Below are 11184 nucleotides of genomic sequence, written 5' to 3' on the forward strand. Positions count from 1 at the left end.
TTAGTTTATGTAGCCAACAAACGCAACATGGTCTGTGCCTTGCTCTCTGTTTCCGACCACTCGCTTCTAGGCTCGGAATCTGCCGTAATGCCACCACCCACATAAATGATAACAGAATCCTTTACTTTCTGCATACACCTAAGGTTTACAAAAAGTTCGGAAGTCGTTACGACCGACCGGTACGCGCTATTTTCTTGGTTTTTACGGTTTCTGTTTCGAGCTGTTTCCTTCTTAAAGTTCAGTTCGCCCAAAAACCCCGTGTAGTAGGTACGTTGGTAGTTCTCATTTTCGAGAATAAAACGCCTGGAACCCCCTAAGGGCAATCCACAGACCGCAGGCGTCGGATGCAACGCGGTTATCAAGTCCTTGAACATACCTTTATAAAACCTACCGGTTATTTTGGACCTTAAATGCCAAAGATGACCGGCACTTATGGTTTCTACATCGTTAACGAGCACATCTGTTGCTCTATGAGCCAATATCCCCGCGATATAATCCGTAACATATTGCTGCTCCCGCAGCTCCTTGGAAGACCAATCGGGGCGCTCCTGCCCTGCCTCTTTATTTTGTGTTCCAGCCAAGGACATTGTTGTGAAGTTCAGACCACTTGTCTTCACCAAAATTTCTGGAGTAGCCCCTAACCACAAACCGACTTTTGGGTGGTACCAGAGGTAACAGAAAGCGTTCGAATAGGTGTTTAAAAGCTCTTTGAAAACAACAAAAATAGGTTTGTCAAGAGAGACATGAATAGTTCTGGAGAGCACTATTTTCTTGCAATTACCAGACTGTATTTCCAAAATTGCTTTTTGGACCAATTCTATGTAACGTTGTTCCTCATCCGGATTACTTGAAACCTCTTGGATTGGAGCTGTAGCTTGTTGCAATGGTACTTCAAATGTTACCTTAGAGACTTCATCCGCTTTTAACAGCACTGGACTTTTACGGTCCAAGAACGGAGCAAAGACAAAACCCTGTTCCGTGTAATCCACTACCTCGTGAAGCGTATTATCAGCCTGAAAAACAGCATTTAAAACAGCCTCCTTTGGCTTGCTATACAAAACAAAGGGAAGTTCCTTTTTTAATTGAATTTTGGCTCGGGCAATTAAATCGGCAACCATACTATGTTCTTGGTAAAGCGATGGTCGTTAATTTGCACACCGAAATCAATTGGTCCGCTTCATCGGTAATTTTGATATCCCATAATTGTGTAGTCCTACCTTTATGGATAAAGGTGGCCTTAGCGAAAACATGACCGGACACGATGCTTTTTACATGATTGGCAGATATCTCTATACCTCTAACTACAAATTGCTGGGCATCTAGAAAAATATAGGATGCGGCACTGCCAACACTCTCGGCAAGGGCTACCATGGCACCCCCGTGCAACACCCCATCCGGTTGATGTACACGCGGGTTTACAGGCATTCGTCCTACCAAAAAATCCTCGCCCACATCCACGTATTCAATCTCCAAAGTTTCCATAAGCGTATTCTTGGAAGACGCATTGCATATATTTAAAATCTTTTCTTTGTGATCCATAATGTTTTTTTGTAAAATTAAGGAATACTAAAGCAACGTGCCCGTAAAAAGGTTTAAGCTTTCATTTGAAAGCTTTCAAGTTTCTTGTTCAAGGTTTCAGGTTTTAAAATTTAAATTGAAAGACCTATACCCGTAGAAGATATTATGAGTTTGTGTTCCACGGAATACCTGGTATACTTAGGTTTGATATTGTTATCGCACCAGAATTTACAGGATTTAATTTATAATTTAAAATGAATGAATAGCACTACCAAAACAGTTGCCTACACCACAAAAAACACCTACACGACACTGAACACCCTAAATCCTAAAACGAAAAACGTATGGGTGGTTTTTCACGGTATTGGCTATTTAAGTCGGTATTTCCTAAAATATTTTAACGAATTAAATGCTGAAGAAAATTATATCATTGCTCCCCAGGCGCCTTCTAAATATTATCTAAACGACACCTACCGCCATGTTGGGGCCAGCTGGCTTACCAAGGAGGACACCCTGCAGGAAACTGAAAATCTAATCCAATATATGAATGCCGTACTTAACGCGGAATCAATTCCCGAACATTGCAAACTCATCGTATTCGGTTTCTCACAAGGCGTTTCCATAGCGACCCGTTGGGTGGCCCTACAGAAAATACAATGCAACAAACTGATACTTTATGCAGGTGGTCTGCCAAGGGAACTTAGTCCGGAAGGTTTTGAACACTTGACCACTGCTGAAGCGGAAATAACCATAATCCTGGGAAGCAACGATGCCTACATTACCCCGGAGCGGATGGTTGAGGAAGAAAAAAAAGCAACATCCTTGTTTAAGGGAAGGGCAAAAGCCATACATTTTGAAGGCGGACACGAAATAAAAAAAGATATCATTAACTCCTTGGTTTGATCGCTATGCATACCGTTTTAGAAAACTCCCGTGTAAAACTCGTTCCGCTTGAGATGAAGCATTGGCAAGTACTTTGGCCAATTGCAACACAAATAGACCTACACGCCTACGGAACTAACGATGTTTCTACCGTGGAAAAATTAAAAGACTACCTACACGTTGCCTTAAAAGAAGCCCAACATCAAAAATCGATTCCTTACCTTATTTACGACCGATCAACCAACACGGTAGTAGGTTGTACGAGATTTGGAAATATGGATTTTAAGAACAAGACGCTTCATATTGGGTGGACATGGATCTCTCCCCTCGTGCAGGGAACCGGCCTTAATCACCAGATGAAATTCTTGATGCTCGCACATGCTTTTGAGACCTTACAATTTTACAAAGTAGAATTTAGAATAGACGAAAGAAACATCGCATCAAGAAAAGCCGTTGAAAAATTAGGTGCTCGACTAGAAGGCATTCTCAGACAAAATTTGATCGTTAAGAATGGATTTAGAAGGAGCTCCTGCTGTTACGGAATTCTTAAGGAAGAATGGGCCGTATTAAAAGCTAGTAAGTTCAAAGGATTGGATTCTAAAGTTTAAAACCACATACTGCTACCTAAAGATATGCTATGCAGTATTGCGGGTAGGCAACTATCCTACTCCTCCGATGTCACCTCCTCATAGTAGGTGATTTTTCTTGTAACGTACGAATTCTCGGGGGCTATAATCTGTTTTACCCAATTACCGCCTTCTTTATTATCGTACTGATAGATATAGGTTTTTTTTTCGGTAGTATTCAAGCCTTTTGCCACCTCTTCGACCAACATATCGTTTTCGTCATACCTATAAGTCGTTCGTACGGTAGGGGTAAACGTCTTTTCTTTCTCGGCGTATTCAAATTCTTGCTTAGCTATGAGTTTCCCATCGGCATCGAACACCTCTTCAAAGGCCTTATTTTCCTCTCCTCTTAAAAACTCTTTGATCAACACCACTTCTTGGATGGCCCCATTTTTTTTCTTGATGGTAGAAGTACGAATCGATTTTAAGGGTACATTATTAATACGATAGGTAACGGTATACTCACCTTTATACTTTTTGTACTCCACCAAAGTTTCGTCAATACCCTCATCATTTAAACGAGTGATTTTGACCAAATCCCCATTGTCATCGTATTCGTAAACGTATTGTTCCAAAAACTCGTTTTCATACGACACTATTTTCTCCGTTACTTTCCTGTTTTCAAGGGTGTCCAAAGTATATGAATGCGCTATGGAAGTGCTTGGGTCAAAGGTATTGTCCCGATAGGATTCAGACCTTTTTTCTACCAGCTCTCCATTTTTGTACATGTAGGAAACCAAATCGTAATCTGCATCGTTGTATCTTGTAATTGCCTTGGTCAAACGTCCCGATCTATCAAAATCATATTCTTCCTTTCCGTAACTGGTGCTCACCAAACACTTTTTCACATTATTCTTTAGGTCAAAATCGTTTAGTGTAAACAGTTCAATTTCTTGCGCATGAGAATGCCAAGCATTACTTACAAACAGGACTAAGAGAAAACGGGAACAAATATCTAACATAGCTACAAAGGTACTTTTTATTGCAAGAAGCAGAAACAAAATAGTTGCCAAACTAAAAAAGGACCGGATGTATCCGGCCCTTTATCTAAACTATATATGGTAGACTACTTCACTTCTTCGAAGTCCACGTCTTCAACATTATCAGGTTCTGAACCTGCATCTGCCGTTGGCTCCCCTTGTGGGGCACCACCACCCTGTTGTGCATCTGCCTGAGCTTTGTACATTTCTTCGGAAGCCACTTTCCAAGCTTCGTTTATTTTGTCCAATGCCGGGGTTATCACTGCTAAGTCCTTAGACTCATAAGCAGTTTTTAACTCGGCCAAGGCATCTTCGATAGGTTTTTTCTTATCATCCGATAATTTATCCCCGAATTCTTCTAATTGCTTCTCCGTTTGGAAAATCATTCCGTCGGCTTCGTTCAGTTTATCCGCAGTTTCCTTGGCTTTCTTGTCCGCTTCCGCATTTGCCTCCGCTTCGGCCTTCATTTTCTTGATTTCCTCTTCGGTCAATCCGGAAGACGCCTCGATACGAATATCCTGTGATTTGTTCGTTGCCTTATCCGTTGCGGAAACCTTGATAATACCGTTTGCATCAATATCAAAAGTTACTTCAATTTGAGGTGTTCCTCTCTTTGCTGGTGGAATACCGTCCAAATGAAAACGTCCTATTGTTTTGTTATCGTTCGCCATGGGACGCTCACCTTGTAACACGTGAATTTCAACCGAAGGCTGATTATCGGCCGCCGTGGAAAATACTTGAGACTTTTTAGTCGGTATCGTAGTATTCGACTCTATCAACTTTGTCATTACACTTCCCATGGTCTCGATACCTAGGGACAATGGTGTAACATCCAATAGCAATACATCTTTAACATCTCCTGTTAACACACCACCTTGTATGGCGGCACCTACCGCAACAACCTCATCGGGATTTACTCCTTTCGAAGGCTTCTTGCCAAAAAACTTCTCAACCGCTTCCTGTACCGCAGGGATTCTGGTTGATCCACCTACCAAGATAATTTCATCGATATCGCTTTTGGATAATCCGGCAGCTTTAAGTGCAGTTTGACAAGGCTCGATAGTTCTTTTTACCAAATCATCTATCAATTTGTTGAAATTTGCCAACGTTAATGTGCGTACCAAGTGCTTTGGCCCACTTGCAGTAGCCGTAACATAAGGAAGGTTGATTTCGGTCTGAGCAGAAGACGACAATTCAATTTTTGCTTTTTCAGCTGCCTCTCTTAAACGTTGTAACGCCATAGCGTCATCACGTAAATCGATGCTCTCGTCTTTCTTGAACTCATCTGCCAACCAATCGATAATTTTTTGGTCAACGTCGTCACCACCTAAGTGCGTATCCCCATCTGTAGAAAGTACTTCAAAAACACCATCTCCTAGTTCCAAAATAGAAACATCATGTGTACCCCCGCCAAAATCGAAAACAACGATTTTCTGATCTGTAGATTTCTTATCCATTCCGTATGCCAAAGATGCCGCAGTTGGCTCATTGATGATACGTTCTACGGTAAGACCGGCAATTTCGCCTGCTTCTTTAGTAGCTTGTCTTTGTGCATCGTTAAAATAGGCAGGTACGGTAATAACCGCTCTAGTAACGTCCTGTCCTAAATAGTCCTCGGCGGTTTTCTTCATTTTCTGAAGAATCATAGCGGATAATTCTTGCGGAGAGTACAAACGCCCATTGATATCTACCCTTGGTGTGTCGTTGTCACCTTTTACCACTTTGTAAGGTACGCGATCCGCTTCCTTGCTCGATTCGGAAAATTTATTCCCCATAAAACGTTTTATGGAGTAAATGGTATTGTTTGGGTTGGTTACCGCTTGTCTTTTTGCAGGGTCGCCAACTTTAATTTCGCCACCTTCTACAAAAGCGATAACGGATGGCGTTGTTCTTTTTCCTTCTGCATTTGGAATTACCACTGGCTCGTTACCCTCCATTACGGAGACACAGGAGTTCGTCGTACCCAAATCTATTCCTATAATTTTACTCATTGTATGTATTTTAAATATTAGTGCTTGTTTCTTAATTCCAATACCTAGTTGACAAACAATATGCCAAGTGCCAGCAACCTGACAGGATGTCACTACAGCCCATACAAAAGCGTACTTAGAACATTGTTTTTTTTATTACGGAAATTTTACTGTGAGAAACCAACAAACTTCTATGTAAATTAGCCTAACAATTATCCTGCAATATGTTACAAATTGAATGTATTAGTATTTTCGACATGCTAAAAATAGGCGTTGGCCCATCTAGTTCCCATACCTTGGGCCCTTGGCGTGCTGCTGAAAGATGGCTAGCAGAACTGCGCCAAAAAGGATTGTTTAATGATATAGCCTCTGTAACCGTAAATATGTACGGCTCTTTGTCCTTGACGGGAAAAGGTCACGCCACTGATTACGCGGTAATGCTCGGATTATCGGGAGCCGATCCAGAGTATACACCCATCAAAGATATTCATCCACTAGTACAAGATATTAAAAACAATAAGGTGCTGAAACTTGGGAATGAAAAAGGGATTCCGTTCGACCCTGAAGTACATATTATATTCCATCGAAAATTTCTTCCTTTTCATGCCAATGGATTAAAGTTCGAAGCGATACTTGCATCGGGACAAAAAAAATCGAAAACCTACTATTCCATTGGTGGTGGATTTGTGGTGGTGGAAGAACGAAAAAATGCAAAAAAGAAGAACGATGCCTTTAAAACTTTTCCATTTCCGGTACAAAAAGGTGCCGAGTTATTGGCCTTCTGTGAGCAAGAACAAAAAAGTATTTCGGAAATCGTTTTGGAAAACGAACGCTCCCTAAGAACCGACAAAGAGATAGATACGGAAATAAATCGTATTTGGGATACCATGCTGGAATGTATGTATACCGGATGCCATACCGAAGGTAAACTACCCGGTGGCCTTAACGTAAAGCGACGGGCCTATGATATGCACAATAGTTTAAAAGGCAATTTACCGTACAACAATCCCCAAGAATGGCTCATGACCATACGGCAGACCGAAGTGAAGTTTAGACAAATTCTGCAATGGGTAAGTTGTTTTGCCTTAAGTGTAAACGAAGTCAATGCAGCACTTGGCAGGGTAGTAACGGCACCTACAAATGGCAGTGCAGGGGTTATCCCATCCGTACTAATGTATTATTTGGTGATCGAGAACCATGGAGGAAATTTCGAGCATATCAAACAATTTCTATTAGTAGCAGGCGAAATAGGAAGTATTTTTAAGAAAGGTGCCACGATATCGGCTGCAATGGGCGGTTGCCAAGCAGAGATCGGGGTTTCGTCCGCAATGGCCGCAGGAGCGTTGACCGAGTTGCTGGGCGGTACACCGGAACAGGTGTTAATGGCTGCAGAAATAGCTATGGAACATCATTTAGGTCTTACCTGTGATCCTATTGGCGGTTTGGTGCAGATACCTTGTATTGAACGCAATTCCATGGGTGCAATAAAAGCGATCAATGCGGCGGAACTCGCATTGGGTTCCGACCCCAAGGAAGCCAAAGTACCTTTGGACAAGGTCGTACAAACGATGTGGGAAACCGCACAGGATATGAGTTCCAAATACAAGGAAACTTCCGAGGGCGGACTGGCCGTAGGTGTGTTTTTAAGTGATTGCTAGCTGTTGAAGCGCTAACTAAACTACCATTCCCTAAAGACCGATGGGTTTTATTTCGCCTAAAGCCGACCAAAGAAACGAAACCCCAAATTTTACGACCTAATAACAAATAACTATTAATGCGAATCAAGGGTTAAAATAACAGTGTTATGAATGCTGCGGCCAGTCTTCCGTAAGCGTGCAGAGTAAGCCCTTTAGTTGATCGGACCTTGCTTGCCCTTTGGATATCCGCTTTTTCTATTAGCCGGTTGAACAATGATTCTATTGGCTGCCTTATTCTGGAGACGGCCCTTGAATAAAGGTCGTTGGCGGCCCGGTCGAATTCCTTGAGTACCTGCGGCATCCCCTTCACGGCCTTTACGGGTGTCAACATTTGCGAGCCGTACCTTTCGGACATATCGCGAAAGAACATCTTGTCATTGTATATCTTGTCGCCGAAGAAGGTTCGTCCCAGTATCTCCGACCATGCCTGTTTGTAAAGGGCAAGGTCGTTTACCGAGGCAGGGGTGAACATGATCTGCTCCGGGTGCGGAAGGTGACCCTGACGGGGAAACCCAAGGGCATGAAGCTTCAGCCCGTAATAGTACATTCCCTTTGTGGAGCAATATCCCTTATCGGTGATTTCCGTTGCCACCTTGCCCGTGCGCTTTCCGGAACAGGTTATTATCGGCATCGAGTCCAGCACGCTTAGCCCGTCGTCGATATCTTCGGGGACAAAGTCCGAACAGAGCGACCCTACCAAGGAGTTCATCACGTGGGAAACCCTGTTGAGCCTGTTGTTAAAGGCTTGATAGCTGCCCGGACAGGGAAACCAGTCCCCTAGATAGTCCACCGCGAAGCGATGAATCTGCATTATCTTGAAAATACCCTGATAGTGCATGGCGAACAGATATATGGTCATTATTTCCTGGTCGGTGAGCTTTGGCTTGCTGTTGTTGCTGAACCGCTGACATGAATATTGTAGCGAGTCCTCATACTTTTCGCTGACATAACAATAAATTTTGACTAACTTGTAATCCTTGTTGGTATCCATACTTATATGTTGTTTGAAATCACATACAAGTTACTGAATATCAATAATTTACGCAAGTTCGAGGCGTTGTTTTATCAACAAATCGGACTTGTTTTTTAACATTCTCAACCCTTGGTCCGCATTATTAACCAATAACTATTAACCAATAACTATTCTGGGGGCTAGTAAAGTCGTCGCCTGAAGGCGAGGGATTTACCCCCAGAATGATACAATAAAAACAAACCGACAAACGAATCGATTTCCCGCATTTTTAAAATTATTCCGAATATTTGGTAATCAAGCGCACCATAAGATCGTTTAGCTTCTCTACCTGATACTCCCCTACACTGGCTTCTAAATGGTCATTTCCTATGCCGCTATCATTGGTAATGAACACATAGGTGCCATTTGTTGCAATGGAGAAGGAACGCATGAGATACTCTGTTTCCTTATCGATTCCGCTTGCCGTTATCGGAATGATCTTTATTCCTTTCTTTGCGGCTTCCATAATGGCATTTTGAAGCTGACCGATAACACTGGTATTGTTATGCGGTGGTGCATCCAACAACAAAAATGCTATTCTGGTCCTGGCCCTACCGGACCATTGCAGCTCGGACAAGGCGGTATTTAAAGCCGTATGAACCGCCTCGGGGAAGTCCCCTCCACCATCGGCACTCTGTGCTCTTATAAAATCCAAAGTGGTCTTGGTACTGCTGGCAAATCCAGAATGTTTTACCACATAATCGTCACCTTCATCCCTATAAAAAACACTGGCTGTCATAATATCCAAGCTGGGCGATTCCTGCTCTACCTTTTCAATAACGCTCAACAGATCTTTCTTTAAAAACTCAAGCTCGTCGGACATGGAGCCGGTGGCATCTACAATAAAAGCCAGTTCTACCTTAGTTCCCGCTGCATCGGTGTTGGCCAGCACAAACTCATTTATACCTTCATCGAAAAGCTTAACAGGTGTGGGCATGGTTTTATTATCTATGAATAAGGTATAGTCCTCCATAGCTATCTCCGATATGGATTGTCGCGATCCAATAAGTAATTCCGCAGTACCAAAATTATCGGTCTTCGCTTCCCAGATTATGGTTCCGTCTTTCTGTAGGCTAACGGGGGTGTCATTTACGGGTGCACCTGTTTCATTTTTTACCAGCACCGAAATCCTGTTTAAATTGTGAAAGTTCCATAAATCGGCTTTGTTCGCAAAGTCTTCGGTCTGCAACAACTCTTTCCAAAAGCTCCAGTTGTCCAAATCGTTCCACTCCGCTGCGGTCACCAATCCGGCTTCGCCACCGGTACCGTTGCCATTCCCGTTACCGGTTGGCGTGGTAGCACTACCGGAATCTGAGGCAAAACTTTCGGACCCATCCGATCTTTCCTCGGTAGCACTCAAAACGGACTCGTCCCCGGCAGCATCGTTATCACAGGATACCAACAGCAAACCAATTATCAAAAAAGCAAGAAATAAGTGTGTGTGTTTCATGGCGATTGTCTTTTTATATACAGATGGGTTCCTTACCGGTAGGTTGCGTGATTTTTTGCCAAATTTTGAGTAAAAGTTTTACCCCAATAAAAGTGAACTATTCAAGAACTGTGAAAGAGTAGGTATTTTAAGCCTTTTGCCCATTCCTAATGGCAAAAGCCTTGAAAACACTTGATTCAACCTAGGAAAAAGGCAAAACAAGTACAAATAAAAAATTTCTTGAAACTGACCATCCCCGAGGCGAGTTGTAGCGGTATTTCGCCAGTTTCATTTTGGCTAAAGGGTCCAAACCGAAATTTTATATTTTGCCCCACCCGGAACTAAAAAAAAATACAGTTCCGACCTCTCCCAAAGAGAGGTACATCGGAAACCCCTAGGCACAGCCGTAGAGGAATGATTTATACCAATTTAAGTTTTGAATGTCGTATTGAAAATTTGAATTATTTTTTCCTCGGTTTAGGAATGAAATCTAAGCATAGCATTAGCTACGGTCCTATTTTATGACGACAAATGGGTAAAAAAGAAATTTGTTTTATGCGATATCTAGAAGTTAAACTGGTTTTAGATTCAAGAAACCAGTGGTTCATTACAGGGAAGGAAATTAGGCACTAGTTGTGCTTAAGTTGGAATGATTCTTGGTTCAACTTTGATATGAAAAAATTAATCTCAATTTCTTTATTCTTTTTTGCTTCAATAGTTCTTAGTCAGGAAAACAAAATCTCTAACTCGGACTTAGTTGGATATTGGACAATTGACCAATTCCACCCGGGCGCGGATAATGAAACAACAATTTATAAACGCTGTGCCTTCAATCAAAAAGGATGGATGGAGACCGAAAAATATCAACGGAACCTTTTATTTGGATTCAAATCTGAAAAAAGTAACGTTAAAAAGTTATACAATTAGATTACCTACGAGTTGGAATCTAATTTGGATAGGTCAAAACTCCTTCGCAGTAAAAAAAAACCTAAGCACAACACGGGTAACCGTTGCACAAGTCATTAATCCCGAAAAAAACGGATTCATATAAGGCGCTCTGCGGTGCTTTT

9 protein-coding genes are annotated in these 11184 nt (G+C 42.2%); 3 read left to right on the forward strand and 6 right to left on the reverse strand.

The genetic code is table 11. From position 1 onward, the window contains the following. Window positions 1-5: 5 nt before the first annotated feature. Window positions 6-1118, reverse strand: coding sequence for a chorismate-binding protein (locus ACFQZJ_RS08065; RefSeq protein ID WP_379933707.1), 1113 nt, complete (start codon window positions 1116-1118; stop codon window positions 6-8). Window position 1119: 1 nt separating this feature from the next. Beyond that, the gene (locus ACFQZJ_RS08070) at window positions 1120-1539 is read right to left on the reverse strand and encodes a PaaI family thioesterase (protein ID WP_379933708.1); all 420 of its coding nucleotides are present in this window, start codon (window positions 1537-1539) and stop codon (window positions 1120-1122) included. A 237-nt stretch (window positions 1540-1776) separates the two neighbouring features. On the opposite strand from ACFQZJ_RS08070, the gene ACFQZJ_RS08075 reads away from it, so the two are divergent. Together ACFQZJ_RS08075 and ACFQZJ_RS08080 are read left to right on the forward strand one after the other, a co-directional pair. Next, window positions 1777-2421: an alpha/beta hydrolase gene (locus ACFQZJ_RS08075; RefSeq protein WP_379933709.1), complete on the forward strand. Its 645-nt coding sequence runs from the start codon at window positions 1777-1779 to the stop codon at window positions 2419-2421. 5 nt (window positions 2422-2426) lie between these two features. After that, on the forward strand, window positions 2427-3008 hold the full coding sequence (locus tag ACFQZJ_RS08080) for a GNAT family N-acetyltransferase (RefSeq protein WP_379933710.1): 582 nt from the start codon (window positions 2427-2429) through the stop codon (window positions 3006-3008). A gap of 56 nt (window positions 3009-3064) precedes the next feature. Here the strand turns inward: ACFQZJ_RS08080 and ACFQZJ_RS08085 are convergent, their stop codons facing one another. Together ACFQZJ_RS08085 and dnaK are read right to left on the reverse strand one after the other, a co-directional pair. Further along, complete coding sequence (locus tag ACFQZJ_RS08085) at window positions 3065-3988, reverse strand: hypothetical protein (protein ID WP_379933711.1); 924 nt, start codon at window positions 3986-3988, stop codon at window positions 3065-3067. Window positions 3989-4092: 104 nt separating this feature from the next. Next, window positions 4093-5997 (reverse strand): molecular chaperone DnaK, encoded by a 1905-nt coding sequence (gene dnaK / locus ACFQZJ_RS08090; RefSeq protein ID WP_379933712.1) that lies wholly within the window; start codon window positions 5995-5997, stop codon window positions 4093-4095. 212 nt (window positions 5998-6209) lie between these two features. On the opposite strand from dnaK, the gene ACFQZJ_RS08095 reads away from it, so the two are divergent. Further along, window positions 6210-7634, forward strand: a complete 1425-nt coding sequence (locus ACFQZJ_RS08095) for an L-serine ammonia-lyase (protein ID WP_379933716.1) — start codon at window positions 6210-6212, stop codon at window positions 7632-7634. Window positions 7635-7764: 130 nt separating this feature from the next. On the opposite strand, the gene ACFQZJ_RS08100 is transcribed toward ACFQZJ_RS08095, so the two are convergent. Together ACFQZJ_RS08100 and ACFQZJ_RS08105 are read right to left on the reverse strand one after the other, a co-directional pair. Further along, a complete protein-coding gene (locus ACFQZJ_RS08100; RefSeq protein WP_379933713.1) occupies window positions 7765-8664 on the reverse strand; it encodes a transposase in 900 nt (299 codons plus the stop codon). A 256-nt stretch (window positions 8665-8920) separates the two neighbouring features. Further along, window positions 8921-10135: a VWA domain-containing protein gene (locus ACFQZJ_RS08105; RefSeq protein ID WP_379933714.1), complete on the reverse strand. Its 1215-nt coding sequence runs from the start codon at window positions 10133-10135 to the stop codon at window positions 8921-8923. Window positions 10136-11184 lie beyond the last annotated feature (1049 nt).

Origin of the sequence: Maribacter chungangensis (assembly GCF_042676845.1) — a bacterium.
Taxonomy (GTDB): domain Bacteria; phylum Bacteroidota; class Bacteroidia; order Flavobacteriales; family Flavobacteriaceae; genus Maribacter; species Maribacter chungangensis.

Coding starts and splice junctions, on each gene's coding strand:
- ACFQZJ_RS08065 (WP_379933707.1), bottom strand. CDS start 1,118: ATGGTTGCCGATTTAATTGCCCGAGCCAAAATTCAATTAAAAAAGGAA.
- ACFQZJ_RS08070 (WP_379933708.1), bottom strand. CDS start 1,539: ATGGATCACAAAGAAAAGATTTTAAATATATGCAATGCGTCTTCCAAG.
- ACFQZJ_RS08075 (WP_379933709.1), top strand. CDS start 1,777: ATGAATAGCACTACCAAAACAGTTGCCTACACCACAAAAAACACCTAC.
- ACFQZJ_RS08080 (WP_379933710.1), top strand. CDS start 2,427: ATGCATACCGTTTTAGAAAACTCCCGTGTAAAACTCGTTCCGCTTGAG.
- ACFQZJ_RS08085 (WP_379933711.1), bottom strand. CDS start 3,988: ATGTTAGATATTTGTTCCCGTTTTCTCTTAGTCCTGTTTGTAAGTAAT.
- dnaK (WP_379933712.1), bottom strand. CDS start 5,997: ATGAGTAAAATTATAGGAATAGATTTGGGTACGACGAACTCCTGTGTC.
- ACFQZJ_RS08100 (WP_379933713.1), bottom strand. CDS start 8,664: ATGGATACCAACAAGGATTACAAGTTAGTCAAAATTTATTGTTATGTC.
- ACFQZJ_RS08105 (WP_379933714.1), bottom strand. CDS start 10,135: ATGAAACACACACACTTATTTCTTGCTTTTTTGATAATTGGTTTGCTG.